This window comes from Blastomonas sp. CCH1-A6, assembly GCF_001556365.1.
GTDB lineage: Bacteria > Pseudomonadota > Alphaproteobacteria > Sphingomonadales > Sphingomonadaceae > Blastomonas > Blastomonas ursincola.
On record NZ_LSIS01000199.1, the window covers coordinates 1 to 15,553 of the forward strand.

The 15,553-nt window shown below is 64.1% G+C and carries 14 protein-coding genes; 10 read left to right on the plus strand and 4 right to left on the minus strand.

The features are described from left to right. From AX735_RS08885 to AX735_RS08895, 3 genes are all read left to right on the plus strand, one after another. A partial coding sequence (locus AX735_RS08885) for a heme-binding protein (protein WP_202189538.1) occupies window positions 1–751 on the plus strand: 751 nt, incomplete at its 5' end. A gap of 339 nt (window positions 752–1,090) precedes the next feature. Continuing rightward, the gene (locus AX735_RS08890; RefSeq protein ID WP_066278799.1) at window positions 1,091–2,914 is read left to right on the plus strand and encodes a hypothetical protein; all 1,824 of its coding nucleotides are present in this window, start codon (window positions 1,091–1,093) and stop codon (window positions 2,912–2,914) included. Further along, on the plus strand, window positions 2,895–7,208 hold the full coding sequence (locus AX735_RS08895) for an LVIVD repeat-containing protein (RefSeq protein WP_231750071.1): 4,314 nt from the start codon (window positions 2,895–2,897) through the stop codon (window positions 7,206–7,208). Before AX735_RS08890 ends, AX735_RS08895 begins: the two co-directional genes overlap by 20 nt. 44 nt (window positions 7,209–7,252) lie before the next feature. Here the strand turns inward: AX735_RS08895 and AX735_RS08900 are convergent, their stop codons facing one another. After that, complete coding sequence (locus AX735_RS08900) at window positions 7,253–7,585, minus strand: hypothetical protein (RefSeq protein ID WP_066278757.1); 333 nt, start codon at window positions 7,583–7,585, stop codon at window positions 7,253–7,255. Further along, a complete protein-coding gene (locus AX735_RS08905) occupies window positions 7,582–7,767 on the minus strand; it encodes a hypothetical protein (RefSeq protein ID WP_066278806.1) in 186 nt (61 codons plus the stop codon). The genes AX735_RS08900 and AX735_RS08905 overlap by 4 nt, the downstream gene beginning before the upstream one ends. Before the next feature lie 128 nt (window positions 7,768–7,895). Between AX735_RS08905 and AX735_RS08910 the strand changes: the two genes are divergently transcribed. From AX735_RS08910 to rimK, 7 genes are all read left to right on the plus strand, one after another. Continuing rightward, on the plus strand, window positions 7,896–8,594 hold the full coding sequence (locus tag AX735_RS08910; protein ID WP_066278766.1) for a S24 family peptidase: 699 nt from the start codon (window positions 7,896–7,898) through the stop codon (window positions 8,592–8,594). 37 nt (window positions 8,595–8,631) lie between these two features. Continuing rightward, on the plus strand, window positions 8,632–9,411 hold the full coding sequence (locus tag AX735_RS24980) for a hypothetical protein (RefSeq protein ID WP_137775954.1): 780 nt from the start codon (window positions 8,632–8,634) through the stop codon (window positions 9,409–9,411). A gap of 47 nt (window positions 9,412–9,458) precedes the next feature. After that, window positions 9,459–10,136, plus strand: coding sequence for an MBL fold metallo-hydrolase (locus AX735_RS08920; RefSeq protein WP_066278771.1), 678 nt, complete (start codon window positions 9,459–9,461; stop codon window positions 10,134–10,136). Between the two features lie 93 nt (window positions 10,137–10,229). After that, window positions 10,230–11,105 carry a hypothetical protein gene (locus AX735_RS26780; protein ID WP_066278778.1) on the plus strand — a complete coding sequence of 292 codons (876 nt, stop codon included), beginning with the start codon at window positions 10,230–10,232 and terminating at the stop codon, window positions 11,103–11,105. A 220-nt stretch (window positions 11,106–11,325) separates the two neighbouring features. Continuing rightward, window positions 11,326–12,681, plus strand: coding sequence for an NADP-specific glutamate dehydrogenase (gene gdhA / locus AX735_RS08930; protein ID WP_066278781.1), 1,356 nt, complete (start codon window positions 11,326–11,328; stop codon window positions 12,679–12,681). An 84-nt stretch (window positions 12,682–12,765) separates the two neighbouring features. Then, entirely contained in the window at window positions 12,766–13,236 is a 471-nt protein-coding gene (locus AX735_RS08935) for an ATP-dependent zinc protease family protein (protein WP_066278787.1), read from the plus strand. 10 nt (window positions 13,237–13,246) lie between these two features. After that, window positions 13,247–14,152, plus strand: a complete 906-nt coding sequence (gene rimK / locus AX735_RS08940; RefSeq protein WP_066278791.1) for a 30S ribosomal protein S6--L-glutamate ligase — start codon at window positions 13,247–13,249, stop codon at window positions 14,150–14,152. A gap of 23 nt (window positions 14,153–14,175) precedes the next feature. Here the strand turns inward: rimK and AX735_RS08945 are convergent, their stop codons facing one another. Both AX735_RS08945 and AX735_RS08950 read right to left on the minus strand, forming a co-directional pair. Beyond that, window positions 14,176–14,715 carry an NUDIX hydrolase gene (locus AX735_RS08945; RefSeq protein ID WP_231750072.1) on the minus strand — a complete coding sequence of 180 codons (540 nt, stop codon included), beginning with the start codon at window positions 14,713–14,715 and terminating at the stop codon, window positions 14,176–14,178. A gap of 121 nt (window positions 14,716–14,836) precedes the next feature. Further along, window positions 14,837–15,520: a TPM domain-containing protein gene (locus tag AX735_RS08950; protein WP_066278795.1), complete on the minus strand. Its 684-nt coding sequence runs from the start codon at window positions 15,518–15,520 to the stop codon at window positions 14,837–14,839. Window positions 15,521–15,553: the final 33 nt, after the last annotated feature.

Consider the following 15,553-nt stretch of genomic DNA (forward strand, 5'->3'; position numbering starts at 1 on the left):
GGTCGATACACACGGCCAGGTGCTCGGCATCGTCCGCTCGCCCGACGCGCCGATCTTCGGCACCGACGTGTCGCTGCAAAAGGCGCGCACGGCGATGTTCTTCTCCAATCCCAATGCCGCAGCGAACCTGATCGCGGCCGGCGGCGGGGTGGCACCTTTCGTCCAGGCGATGCGCACCTTCCTCAACGATCCGCAGGCGCTGACCGGCAATTTCGCCTATGGCAACCGCAGCGTCGGCAATCTGGCGCGGCCGTATTTTCCCGATGGCGAACTCGGCCGTCCGCCGGGTCCGCTGTCGCGCCCGATCGAGGATTTCAACCCCTTTGCGGTCGGCCTGCAGGTTCAGCTGGTCGCGGGCAATATCATCCAACACGCGCAGTTCGTGGCCGGGGCTTCGGCCACCGACACCGCGCAGCGCTGCACCAGCCTGCCCGATGCGGCGGCGGGGCAGAACCGGTTGCAGAACGGCATCCAGATTTTCCCGGGCGGCGTGCCGATCTATCGCGGTGGCGTGCTGGTCGGGGGCATCGGCGTATCGGGTGACGGTATCGACCAGGATGACATGGTCAGCTTTCTCGGCCTCAACAATGGCGGCCAGCGGGTCGGTTCGATCGGCAATGCCGCCAATGATCGGCGCGCAGACCGGATCGTGGTGAATGTCGGCAACGCCCAGGTGCGCCTGCGCTATATCAGCTGCCCGTTCGCGCCATTCCTCGACACCAACACCCAGAACGTCTGCGAGGGTCTGTAAATGACCGTGCCGCTCGTCGCCCTCATCCCGATCGTGGCTTTCGCCGGGACTGGCGATGTGGTGGGCGATCCGGCCGTCGAGCCTGTCGCGCAACAGGGGCCGCAAACGGCCATCGCGGCACTGATCGCCGCCGATCTGGGTCGGAGCCTCGCGCTGAACGACATGACTCCGCAGCTGGCTGCACCGGCCATGGGCACGATCCGCAAGGCGGTCGTGCCGGCGCCACAGAGGCTGAGCTCGCCGCGCGCGGCAGGGGATCACAGCCTGTTCTTCTGGGGGGCAGGCGAGGACGAGCTGCTGCTCACTGCGGACCAGGAAGCGCCGCCGGCGCCGGGCGCGATGCCGCCAGCGGCGCCTGACGCGGATGCCGAAACGATCGATGCCGACGAGGCGCTGATCGACGATCGCCGCCGCCCTGGCCTCGAAAAGAAGCTGCCCGACCGCGTGACACAGGACAATCCCGGCGCGGTGCGTGCGCCCGCGCCCGAGGCGTTTCCGACCGACGAATTCCCGGTGCCTGATCGCTGGCGCATCGTCACCTCGCTCTGCCCGACCAAGGGCGGCGACCAGTCGATCTACGGCCTATATCCGAACCTTTCGAACGTCTGCCGCTCGAAGCTCGATCCCTATCACCAGAATGTGCTCAAGGGAGACCGGCCGCTGCCCGAAGGCAAGCGTCCGAGCTTCCTCAAGGAGGACGACTGGTTCTTCATCGCCAATGTCGTGTCCGACACGGTGATCGAACCGCGCAGCTTCCCGACGCCGGTGGGGGTGCAGACCACCGCGCGCCCCGACAGCCTCGACGTGTTCGGCCGCGCGGATTCGCTGGTGGTGGCGCAGACCGTGATCGCCGGTTTCTCGCTGCTCAAGGGCGAGACCGCGTACAAGCCGCCCGCTATCGAATATCGCCTCGTGCTCGCCGCGCAGGCCAATTATGTCGATGTCAATGAACGCCGCATCCTGTTCGTCGAACCCTCGCGCCCGACGCACCGCACCGACCATTTCGTCGGCGTGCAGGAAGCGTTTATCGACTATCACCTCGGCAAATACGACAGCTCGCGCTACGACTTCATCTCGCTGCGCGCGGGCATCCAGCCGATGCAGGCCGATTTCCGCGGTTTCCTGTTCCAGGACAACCAGCTCGGCATCCGCCTGTTCGGCAACCGCGACAACAACCGCTTCCAGTTCAATCTCGGCGCGTTCTGGCGACTGGAAAAGGATACCAATTCGGGCCTCAACAGCGTGGTCGATACCCCGCGCGACGACTGGGTGTTCTTCGCCAATGTCTATCGCCAGGATTTTCCGGTGGTCGGCCTGACCAGCCAGGTCTCGGTCACCTACAACATGAACCGCGAAGGCGGGCGCGAGCTCAAGATCGACGATAACGGCTTCCCGGTGCGTCCGGCGCTGCTCGGCGACCTGCGCAGCCGCGAATATGATGTCGTGTATTTCGGCTATGCGATCGACGGCCGTATCGGCCGGATCAACATCACCGGCCAAGCCTATGGCGCGTTCGGCGAGGACCGCAACAGCTTCTTCACCAGCCGCGAGGCCAAAATCCGCAGCTATTTCGGCGCAGCCGAAGTCAGTTACGACAATGACTGGGCGCGCTTCCGGCTGCAGGGCCTGTTCGCCAGCGGCGACGGCGATCCCTATAACGATACCGAGGCCGGGTTCGACGCGATCTTCGAGAACCCGATCTTCGCGGGGGCCGATACCAGCTACTGGATTCGCCAGGTCATCCCGTTCGCGGGCGGCGGTCGCGCGGTGGGCGTCAACACCCGCAACGGCATATTGAACAACCTGCGTTCCTCTAAGGAACAGGGCCAGTCGAACTTCAACAATCCGGGCACGGTGCTGCTCGGCGCAGGCGCAGATTTCGATCTGAGCACGACGACCCGCCTGTCGGCGAACGTGAACCATCTGTGGTTCCACAAGACCGATACGATTGAGGCACTGCGCCAGGAGGGCACGGTGCCTTCGTCGATCGGCTGGGACGTTTCGGCGGCGGCGATCTGGCGGCCCAATGCCAACCAGAATCTGGTGTTCCGCCTGTCGGGCGCAATCTTCGATCCCTCGCGCGGCTTCCGCGACCTGTTCACCCAATCGGGCAAGTCAGACCTCTTTTATTCGGTGCTTTTCAATGCGATCCTGGCGTACTGACCGGCTGCGCGGCGCGATGCCCGCCATCAACTGGAAGCTGCTGCTGGCGAGCCTGCTGCTCGTCACCTTCGCTGCGCTTCCCGCCGATCAGTTGCTCGCCTCGGGCAAGGAAAAGGCGCAGAAGGTCAAGTACACGTTCACGCCGCCCGCGCCCGAGAACCAGGAATGGGCCGAGGCCGATGCCAAGAGCGCCGGTTGCCAGAGTTGCCACACCGCCAGCGACCACAAGACGATGCACGCGTCGCCTGCGGTTGTGCTGGGCTGTACCGATTGCCATGGCGGCGATGCCACGGTGATGGGCGACAATGCCTGGGGCCGCGAGAGCCTGCCGTACCAGGACGCGCTGATGAAGAGCCACGTCCTGCCCAAATATCCGGTGGCGTGGAAATGGCCGAGCTCGGCCAACCCGCAGCGCTCCTATGCGCTGCTCGCCAAGGAAGCGCCCGAGTTCATCCGCTTCGTCAACCCGTCGGATTACCGCGTGGTGCGCGAATCCTGCGGCGCCTGCCATATCGAGATCATCGAGGCGTCCGAACGTTCGCTGATGGCGACCGGCGCGATGTTGTGGGGCGGCGCGGCCTATAATAACGGCATCGTGCCGTTCAAGAATTACATCTTCGGGGAAAGCTTCACCCGCGATGGCAAGCCGGCGATGATCAAGTCCGCCGCGACCGAACCTGGCGCAGCGCACGGCACCGTGACCGAAGCCGAGAAGGCGCGCGGCGCGCTGCCGGTCATGTATCCGCTGCCGACCTGGCACATTATTCCGCCGGGCGACATCTTCCGCGTGTTCGAGCGCGGCGGCCGAAACATCAACCCGACCTTCCCTGAAATCGGCCTGCCCAACAGCGTCGGCATCATCCAGCGTCTGGAAGAGCCGGGCCGTCCCGACCTCAAGCAGTCGAACCGCGGCCCCGGCACCGGCCTGCGCGTCGCGATTCCGGTGCTGAACATCCACAAGACCCGCCTGAACGATCCGTTCCTGTGGCAGATGGGCACCAACGATCAGCCGGGTGATTATCGCTCCTCGGGCTGCGCGGCGTGCCATGTCGTCTATGCCAATGACCGCGAACCGCGCCACAGCCTGGTCTATGCCAAATATGGCCGCGACGGGCAGACGATCACCGACGACCCGACGATCAACAGCCTGACCGAAGGGCAGAAGCGCTCGGGTCGCTATGGCGACTATGACGCGGCCGAGCATCATGAGGAGCATGGGCAGGCAGGTGGCCATGGCGGTGATCACGGCACGACCCTGGCCGAAGGTGCGGGCGAGCATGGATCGAGCCATGGTGGCGGGGATGGTCATGGCGCGAAGGGCGCGCATGCCGAAAAGGCCGCGTTCAAGGAAAAGGGTCACCCGCTCAAGCACGCGTTCACGCGCGCGATCCCGACCGCGCAGTGCATGAACTGCCACATGCACCAGCCCAACATCTTCCTGAACAGCTATCTCGGCTACACGATGTGGGATTATGAATCCGACGCGCCGCTGCTGTGGCCGGGGCCGGAAAACCGCGCGCCCAAGCCCGAGGGCATGTCGGAAGAGGATTATCAGCGCATCTACAAGAAGCAGCATTATCCCACGGCCAAGGAAGTGCGCGCCACGCTCGATCGCAACCCGGAAGGCGCATCGCCGCGCGGGCTGTGGTCCGATATCGACTTCGTCCGCAACGTCTATGACCTCAATACCGAGGCCAAGGACACGCAGTTTGCCGATTATCACGGCCATGGCTGGAACTTCCGCGCGATCCTGAAGCGCGACCGCAAGGGCAATCTGCTCGATGCGGAAGGCAATATGGCGACCTGGGGCACCGATACCGCCAACATGGTCTCGCCCGACGATCCGGAGAAATTCCGCAAGGCAGGCGAGGGCAAGTTCGTACCCGTCGGCACCAATCCGGGCAAGGCGGTGCACATGATGGACATTCATGCCGAACTCGGCATGCAGTGCGTCGACTGCCATTTCAGCCAGGATGGGCACGGCAACGGCCTGATCTACGGCGAGGTCGCCAATGCGGTAGAGATCGGCTGCAAGGACTGCCATGGCACGGCGGATGCCTACCCCACGTTGTTCACCTCGAACCTCGCCGCGCGGCCCAAGGGCAACAACCTGTCGCTGATCCGCAATCCCGATGGCCAGCGCCGCTTCGAATGGATGAAGGATGCGACCGGACGGCGGGTGCTGATCCAGCGCTCGGTGCTCGACCCCGAACTGTCGTGGAAGGTCAGCCTGGTCAAGGACGCGGTCAATCCCGACAGCCCCGATTTCAACCCCAAGGCCGCGCGTTCCAAGCTGATGGCCAAGGACGGGGCGGAGACAGGCAAATACGGCTTCGGCCTGGCGGTCTCGAAGGAGAACCGCGCGCACGATACCGACAAGATGGCGTGCTTCACCTGCCATCTGAGCTGGACGACCTCGTGCGGTGGCTGTCATCTGCCGATCGAGGCCAACTGGAAGGCCAAGGTCCACAAATACGAGGAAGACGAGACGCGCAACTATGCGACCTACAACCCGCAGGTCGCGCGTGACGAGATGTTCCAGATCGGCCGCCACCAGACCAGCAAGGGCAATATCATCGCCCCGATCCGCTCGACCTCGGCGCTGATCCTGTCCTCGACCAATATCAACCGCGAGCGCATATATGTGCAGCAGCCGCCGATCTCGGCACCCGGCTTCTCGTCCCAGGCGTTCGCCCCGCACTTCCCGCACACCGTGCGCAAGACCGAGACCAAGCAGTGCACCGACTGCCACCTCAGCGAGGCGAATGATAACAATGCGGTGATGGCGCAGCTGCTGCTGCTCGGCACCAATTTCGTCAACTTCGTCGGGCTCAACAGCTGGTTCGGCCTGGAAGGCGGGTTCGAGGCGGTGCGCGTGACCGAATGGGACGAGCCGCAGGCGGTGATCGGGTCCTATCTGCACCGCTATGCCTATCCCGATTATTACAAGCAGCATGTCGAGCAGAACGGACGCGAGCTCAAGAACTGGACGCGCGGCCCGATCTTCAGCGACGGCCTGTCGGGCGAAACCCAGCCGCGCGAGGAATTCGCCAATGTCGTGCAGGGCACCGATGGCCGCGTGAACTGCCTGCAGAACCGGGGCGAATACATGTTCGTCGCGGAAGGCAAGGGCGGTTTCCGCGCCTATGACATCGCCTCGATCGGCAACAAGGGCTTTTCCGAGCGGATCATCCGCGCGCCGTTCTCGTCGCTTGGCCATGACACGCATGTGAAGACTACCAACGCGACCTGCATGGCCATCGCCACCACCCAGCCGATCGCACCGAGCCGCAACACGCCGGAAATGCGCGAGGCCAATCAGGAGCAGCCGTTCCACGCGGTCTATCACTACGCCTTCGTGACCGACAGCGTTGAAGGTCTGATCGCGGTCAATATCGACACGCTGGCCGATGGCGAGTTCCGCAACAACTTCTTCAAGCGCACGCTGACCTGGAACCCGGACAATGTGCTGAAGGGCGCGCGGCACATCACTCTGGCGGGCGATTATGCCTATATTACCGCCGATGCCGGGCTTGTGGTCGTCCGCCTGTCCGATCCGATCCCGCCCAATGCGCCGCGCGATTATGATTACAGCAAGCTCAATCCGCAGTTGATGGCGGTGCTTCCGCTGAACGATGCGCGGGCGAGCGCAGTGCAGTTCCGCTATCTCTGGGTGACCGATGCAGAGGGCATCAAGCTGTTCGACATCACGCGGCTCGAAGCGCCGGTGGCGGTGCCCTCGGGCACGGTGCGGCTGGCCGATGCGCGCAAGCTCTATCTCGCGCGCACCTTCGCCTATGTCGCCGCCAAGCAGGACGGTCTGGTGATCCTCGACATCACCAATCCCGAAGCGCCGCGCGAATATATGCGCTACAATGCCGGTGGCATTCTCAACGATGCCGAGGACGTGATCGTTGGGTCGACCAACGCGACATTGTTCGCCTATGTCGCCGATGGCCGCAACGGGATGAAGGTGCTGCAGCTGACCTCGCCGTCGAGCCAGCCCAATTTCTACGGCTTCTCGCCCGATCCCCGGCCTGAGCTGATCGCATGGGCGCGCACGCCGAGCGCGGCGCTGGCCGTGGCGAAGGGGCTCGATCGCGATCGCGGGGTCGATGAATCGGGCGGGCAGATGGCGATCTTCGGACGCCTCGGCTCGCGCCCCTTCACCCGCACCGAGATGGAAAAGCTGTTCCTCAACAAGGCGGGCCGCCCGTACAAGGTCAGCGATACGGTGACCATGGCCGACTGGCTCGGCCCGCGCCCGGCGATGCTGACGGGCCGGGGCCAGTAAGGCGGTTTTTCGCAGCAGGATATAGGAGAGGGGAGAGGCGGACGTCAGTCCGCCTCGACCGTCAGCGCCTCGATGGTCAATGTCATGGCGGGCGTCCCCTCCACGCGGCGATGAACGGCGCTGACGGCGATATCGGCGACCAGATGCCCGGAAATGCGAAACTCGTGCTCGGGCAGCACCTGCGCCAGCCATTCGCCAATGCGGATGCCCTCATCGCCCGATAGCGAGACGCGCATGACATGGCGCATGCCGGTAAAGGTTGCGCTCGCCCAGCTCGTGCCGCGATGCTCCTCCAGCGCGGCCTCGCCCTGCGCCAGCGTCAGCACCGCGCGGATCAGGGCGGTGGCGGGGTCGTGGCGAATCTTCTGATGGATCATGCCTGCTCCTCTGTGTAGATGTTCATGAAATGTTCTATTCGATTCCGCAAGGCCTTGCGCGGTTCGCGGCCGCGGCGCAGGTCGTCAACCAAGCGCGGATCGCCCGCCGACAGGCGACCGAAGCGGGTGCGCGGCATTCCCGTTTCGCGCAGGAATATCTCGACCAGGCGCAGCAGCGGCATCGGCATTCTCCTCCGGTTAAAAGCGCGGGACCAGTCCCGCAGGATGAGCGTAGGAATATTCCTATAAGCGATTCGTGAGATGTAGGAAATATCCTTGAGAAAATCGGGCGCGATGCTATATGTCCATTATGGAACAGGATGTTCGCCAGACGCTGGAACGATTGATCGCGGCGCGCGGCGTGAGCCTTGCCGGGGTGTCGCAGCTGCTCGGCAAGAACCCGGCCTATATCCAGCAGTTCATCAAGCGCGGTACGCCCAAGCGGCTCGACGAGCGCGACCGGCGCATCCTCGCGCAGTTCTTCGGCGTGAGCGAAACGCAGCTCGGCGCTCCCGACGATCAGGCACCCGCGAGGCCAGGCAGGGCAGGGCGCGTTCCGGTCCGCGTGAGCCAGCCGCACCGCACGCTGCCCGCGCGCATGCGCCTTATCCCACGCCTTGCGGTGGGGGCTTCGGCAGGGCCCGGCGCGCTCGCGGAGGACGAGATGCCGGTCGCCGAAATCGCGTTCGACGAGGCCTGGCTGCGGCGGCTGGGCGCAGGATCGGACGCGGTGACGATGATCCGCGTCGAGGGCGATTCCATGTCCCCGACGCTGAACGACGGCGACGACATCCTGGTGGCAATGCACGGCGGCACCGGCACGCCGCGCCGCGACGGCATCCACGTCCTGCGCATGGACGACGCCCTGATCGTCAAGCGGCTGGCGTTTCGCCCCGACGGGCGGCTGTCGGTGACCTCGGACAACGCACTCTATCCCAGCTTCCCCGATCTCGCGCCGGACAGCGTGCATATTGTCGGCCGCGTGATCTGGGCCGGGCGGCGGGTTTAGCTTATGCTGTTTGAATGCGACGGTTAGAAAGCACAACATGGTTTTGAAACATTTTGCAGTACCGTCTGTTCTGGCGCTGATTCTGTTAGGCTGTAATGGCCGAAGTGGTCACCTTGCCGATGACGTTGTGTTCGAGGGCACGCTCGTTGAAGCCTGTGGCGAAGATTGCCTTTTCTGGTCGGAAACCGACGACGAGCGAGGCGCGCAGGGAGCTGATGGCTTGCGTGTATATATCGAACCTAGCTTTGGTGCGTTCGACTATCGCTTCGAAATCGTGCCACAGCCGCAAGGCTGCATTACAATATGGCCCGACGAGGAATTTGCCGCAGACAAGAACTATTGCGCGCATTATCTGGTACGAATGCGCAAGCAGGTTTCGCAAAACGGCCAACCTCGTGCAGCAGCGAAATTCGAGGATTTCCGCTTCATTCTTCCACAGGAAGATGCGCGAGAGCTGCTTGGAGTTTCGGACAGGCTCGCGCAGGCCTGGGGGCGTGGTCGCTCTGGCACTCTTGATGGAACGACAATAGCGTTCGAACTGACCAAGCGCGGCAAGACCCGCTCGATGATCTCCAACGAGAGTCTTGACACTGATCACCGCAATCCCGCTGCGTGGGTCGGTGCCGAGTTGCATCGGCTTGCTCTTGCTTACGGTCCAACCGGGCAAATCCCGCGCCGCTACGACTGGCATAGTTTTGAAAGCGAGGATGGCCGGTTCCCTTGTAACAATCCTGGACTGAACGTGCCCGATCCCGATGGCTTCGGAGTGGGCGATGATGCGTGTGCGCGGTCTTTGGCCGATCAGCCGTCGCGCTGATCCCGCAAGGCTTGCACCCACCGGCCATCCTTGCCACATAGCCTTGCATGACCGACGCATCCGCCAATCCCGCCCAGCCGCCGCTTCGCGCCGCGATCATTCCGGTGACACCGCTGCAGCAGAATTGCACGCTCTTCTGGTGCACTCAGACGATGAAGGGGGCTTTGGTCGATCCGGGCGGCGATCTGCCCAAGCTCAAGGCGGCGGTGGCTCAGGCGGGGGTGACGCTGGAGAAGCTGCTCGTTACGCACGGCCATATCGACCATTGCGGCGAGACCGGCACGCTCGCCAAGGAACTCGGCCTGCCGATCGAGGGGCCGCACGAGGAAGACCGGTTCTGGATCTCGCGGCTCGATGACGATGGCCGCAATTACGGCATTGCCGGCTCGGTGTTCGAGCCCGATCGCTGGTTGAAGGATGGCGATACGGTCACCGTCGGCAATCTGGTGCTCGACGTGATCCATTGCCCCGGCCACACGCCGGGCCATGTCGTGTTCCATCATGCACCGTCGAAGCTCGCGATCGTCGGCGATGTGCTGTTCCAGGGATCGATCGGCCGCACCGACTTTCCGCGCGGCAATCACAAGGACCTGATCGATTCGATCACGCAGAAGCTCTGGCCGCTGGGGAACGACACGGTGTTCGTCCCAGGCCACGGCCCGACCAGCAATTTCGGCTTCGAGCGCCAGCGCAACGGCTTTGTTGCCGACCACGTGCTAGCGTGATCCTGATGTTCGGGTGAGAGGCAGGCCTACGCCCCCACTTGCCCCGGCGCGCTTTCGGCGGCATGGCTGTGCGGCTGATCGAGGGGATTTTCCATGCGCACCGCTTTTGCCGCACTCGCCGCCACGCTGGCGGTCATCACGCCTGCCCAGGCCGAGATTGTTCAGCAGGCCGATAACGGCTTTGTCGTTCAGCACAGCGTGACCGTCTCGACCGATCCCGATTCGACCTTCGCCATGCTGCGCACACCCGCCAAATGGTGGGACAAGGAGCATAGCTGGACCGGCAATGCCGAGAATCTGTACATGGATGCGCAGGCCGGCGGCTGTTTCTGCGAGCTGATCCCCAATGAGGCGACGACCGAGAGCGGCGCGCCGCAGCGGACGCTGCGCGGCAGCGTGCAGCACATGCAGATCCTGTATGTCGATCCGGGCAAGCTGCTGCGTCTGTCCGGCGCGCTGGGGCCGTTGCAGGGCGAAGCCGTGACCGGCTCGCTGACGTTCACGCTAACGCCGGTCAAGGGCGGCACGCGCATCACGATGGACTATGTCGTCGGCGGCTATATGCGCATGAAGATGTCCGAGATCGCGCCCGCAGTGAACGGGGTGATGGTCGCCCAGCTCTCGCGCCTCGGCATGGCGCTCGGGCCGCTGGTCGGAGCGGGCGAGGCGAGCAAGCCTGCCGACGACAAGCCTGCCGCGCTTCAGGAGGACTCTGTACCGGACGAGGACTTGCCCGCAACGGCGCGATCGCCGGGCGGCGTCAGCGCGCTCGTCACCGATCTCGCACCCGACGATAGCGTGTCCAGCGGGGAGGCGGCTCCCCCCAAGCCCAAGGAGAAGCCTGCGGCTGCCAAGCCGGGTGCGAAACCTGTCGCTGCGGACCCCGGCGCGCCCAAGCGCTACAAGCCGGGCACGAGTCCGCTGACGCGACCGGCGCGCGATGAGGATGAAGAGCAGGGCGGTCGCTGATCCCGGTAATGCTGCACCGCATGCGTGCAGCATGAGCGTCTTCGCTCGAACGGCCATGCTGACTGCGAGCCCCGGAATGCTGCCCCTTTCTGTGCGGATTAGCACTTTCGCAGCGCGGGTTTTGCGTTAGAGTTCGCGCAGCAATGCAGGCGAATCAGGAGAGTTCGCTGCATTGGGGCCGGGTCGCGCAGTTCGCAGCACCACCTCAAAGGGGGGACCTATGGCCGTATCCGATCACGTAGACTTGCCGACCTTCATGGAAGGCGTGAAGAAGCGCAACCCGCACCAGCCGGAGTTCGTCCAGGCGGTGCAGGAAGTCGCCGAAGACATTTTCGACTTCATGGCGGACAAGGAGCAATATCATGCGCAGCAGATCCTGCGCCGGATTGCCGAACCCGACCGTGTCGTCTCGTTCCGCGTCTGCTGGGAGGACGATAACGGCAATATCCGCGTGCAGCGCGGCTGGCGCGTGCAGAACAACAACGCCATCGGCCCGTACAAGGGCGGCATCCGCTTCCACCCCTCGGTCACCGAATCGGTGCTGAAATTCTTGGCCTTCGAGCAGACCTTCAAGAACGCGCTGACCGGCCTGCCGATGGGCGGCGGCAAGGGCGGATCGAACTTCAACCCCAAGGGCAAGAGCACGCGCGAGATCATGCGCTTCTGCCAGAGCTTCATGACCGAGCTCTATCGCCATATCGGCGCGGACGTCGACGTTCCCGCCGGGGATATCGGCGTGGGCGGTCGCGAGATCGGATACATGTTCGGCCAGTACAAGCGCATCACCAACCAGTTCACCGGCGTGCTGACCGGCAAGGGGCTGGAATGGGGCGGCTCGCTGATCCGCACCGAGGCGACAGGCTATGGTGCGGTCTATTTCCTCGCCAACATGCTCGCGACCAAGGGCCAGGATCTGGTCGGCAAGACCGCAGTCATCTCCGGCTCGGGCAATGTCGCGACGCACGCGGCTGAGAAGATCGTTCAGCTCGGTGGCAAGGTGCTCACCCTGTCCGATTCGGGCGGCTTCATCCATGATCCCGACGGCATCACCCAGGACAAGATCAACTGGGTTAAGGAGCACAAGACGCACCGCCGGGGCCGGATCGAGGAATATGTCGAGGCCTTCCCCAGTGCCAGCTTCCATGCCGGCAAGACTCCCTGGGGCGTGCCCTGCGATGTCGCGCTGCCCTGTGCCACGCAGAACGAGCTGCTCGGCGAGGATGCCAAGACGCTCGTCGCCAATGGCTGCATCGCGGTGTCCGAGGGCGCCAACATGCCGACCGATCTCGATGGCGTGCACACGTTCAAGGCGGCCAAGATCCTCTACGCGCCGGGCAAGGCTTCCAATGCGGGCGGCGTCGCGGTCTCGGGCCTCGAGATGAGCCAGAATTCGGAGCGCCGCGCGTGGAAGGAAGAGGAGTTGCAGCAGATGCTCAAGGACATCATGTCCGGCATCCATGACAGCTGCATCAAATATGGCGATCAGGGCAGCGGCTATATCGACTATGTGAAGGGCGCGAATATCGCCGGCTTCAAGAAGGTCGCCGATGCCATGCTCGCATTTGGCGTAGTCTGACGCCGTGAAGGGTGCGGCGGGCAGGACGAACTGCTCGCCGCAACCCTGTTGCATTCAACGCAGCGCCTGCTAACGGGCGCGGCGATGGCCCGGTCTCCTCGCACCCTCAAAGCAGACCGGCAACCGATCGATATCGGCTGGGTCGAATGCGTCGACCTGCCCGACCTTGGCCTGTCGAGGATCAAGGCCAAGATCGACACCGGGGCGGCGACCTCCTCCATCCACGCAACCCGCGTCAAGCCGTTGACGATCGACGGCCAGCTGGTCGTCGAATTCTGGTTCCGCGCGCATCGTGGCGAGGCGGCACGCAAGTATCGCGCGCCCGGAGTCGAGCAACGCAGCGTCAAGAGCTCGAATGGAGCGATCGAACTGCGCTATGTCATCGAAACGACCATGGTCCTTGGTAGCGTGCGCTGGAAAGGGCACATGACCTTGGCCAACCGCAACACCATGAACTTCCCCATATTGATTGGCCGCCGGGCGCTGCGGCGCGGCTTTCGCGTCGACTGCCGACGCAAATGGACGCTCGGCCTGCCAGAGGAAACCGACAGATGAAGTGCCCCCAATGAAAATCGCGATGCTGGCGCGCAATCCCAATCTCTATTCGCATGTCCGCCTGTGCGAGGCGGCGCGCGAGCGGGGACACGAGGTCGACATCCTCAACACGCTGCGGGTGACGCTCAACGTCACCTCGCACCGGCCCGGCGCGCAATATCATGGCGAACCGATCGGCAAATATGACGCGGTGATCCCGCGCATTGGCGCGTCGATCACCCAATATGGCCTGGCGGTGCTGCGCCAGTTCGAGATGATGGGCGTGTGGTCGCTGAACGAGAGCGTCGCGATCGGCCGCTCGCGCGACAAGCTGCGATCGATGCAGATCTTCGCCAAGCATGGCCTGGGCCTGCCGGTGACCGCCTTTGCGCACGATCCCAAGCAGACCGACGAGGTGCTCAAGATCGTCGGCGGTGCGCCGGTCGTCATCAAGCTGCTCGAAGGCACGCAGGGCATCGGCGTCGTGCTCGGCGAGACCGAGAAATCGGCCAAGTCGGTGATCGAGGCGTTTCGCGGCGCGAACGTCAACATCCTGGTGCAGGAGTTCATCAAGGAGGCCGATGGCAGCGACATCCGCATCTTCGTGATCGGCGGCAAGGTCGTTGCGTCGATGATGCGGACCGGGGCCAAGGGCGATTTCCGCTCCAACCTGCATCGCGGCGGTAGTGCCAAGGCGATCAAGATCACGCCCGAGGAGCGCTCGACGGCGGTGCGCGCAGCCAAGGTGATGGGGCTCAATGTCGCAGGCGTCGACATCCTGCGCTCCAATCACGGCCCGGTGATCATGGAGGTCAACAGCTCGCCGGGGCTGGAGGGGATCGAGAATGCGACCGGCAAGGACATTGCCGGGATGATCATCGATTTCCTGGCCGCCAATTGCCGCGAGGGCAAGACCAAGACCAAGGGCAAGGGCTGATCACGGCGCGGGCGGCGCGGATCTCAGCCAAGCATTCGCGCGCCCAGCAGCATCAGCAGCTTCACGTCCATGCCGCAGCCCTCCGCGCGCTTGGAAGCGATGAACGCGTCCAAATCGGTCAGGGGAACGACATGGACGATGATGTTCTCGCCTTCGACGCCGCCGCCAGCATGGACGCGCTCCAGATCGTGCGCGCGCATCAGGTGGAAGCATTCGCTGACCATGCCGGGCGAGGAATAATATTCGCCCAGACTCTCGATCCGGCCAGCGCGAAAGCCCGTTTCTTCCTCGAGCTCGCGCGCTGCGGCAAGCTCGGGCGGCTCGCCGCTGGTCTCGTCGCCGATCAGCCCGGCGGGCAGTTCCAGGCAGTTGCGCCCCAACGGAACGCGGAACTGTTCGACCAGCACGACTGCGCCTTGGTGGACCGCCAGGATCACCGCCGCGCCAATCCCGCGGCTGCGCGAGACATATTCCCAGGTGCCGCGGCGTTTGGTGGTGATGAAACGGCCCTGCCAGACGATTTCCTCGGGTTCGTTCATGCTATCCAGCGCGCTCAAGGCCATTCTGCTCCTGTTGCCGTCATTCCCGCGAAAGCGGGAATCCCGCTGGTTGTGCGATGCCAGCGGAAAAGCGGGACCCCCGCGTTCGCGGGGGTGACGTGGGAAGGGGACGTGCGAGAGACCCTCAAAGCTCGATCAGCCGGTCGGGCAGCTCATTTGGATTGTCGTCGCTCTTGGGGAAATGCTCGGCCAGCACCTTGCCAACATCGCGCACCGCCGCCGCCATGCCTTCGCCCGCGCGGCCTGCACGCAGTTCCTTGATCATGTCGGCCATGGCCTCACCCCAGACATCGGGGCTGACCTTGGCCGCGATCGCGCTGTCGGCGACGATTTCCGCACGGTGCTCGGCCATCGAGAGGTAGATGAGCACGCCGGTCAGCCCGCGCGTGCGCTTCTCTGCGCTCACCCGGAACAGGTTGACCGCGCGGGCACGCACGCGAGCCTGCTTGATACCCGACGGCGTCATGGCCAACCGCAGCGGCTTCCATGCGACGAGCAGGTGCACCGCGCCGAACTTGGCGGCGAGCAGCAGCATGACCAGGGTCAGATATTCGCTCGGCGTATAGACATGCTGCCACCCACCCGTGGCGAAGCTCAGCAGCCCCTCGAACCATTCGGGAAACACCGCGACACAGGCCAGCGCGAGGAACATCGCCGCAACCGCCCAGTAAATCGGCGTTTCGCGATAATCGTCCGAATGCTGGGCGATCACGGTGACGATCTCGCCATCGGTCAGCTTCTCGGCCTCCGCCACGGCAGCCGTGACGATGCAGTGCTCGTCGGGGCTCACGCTTTCAAGTTTTGCCATGATGCCTCACCATCCGCCCGACGAGCACTGCAT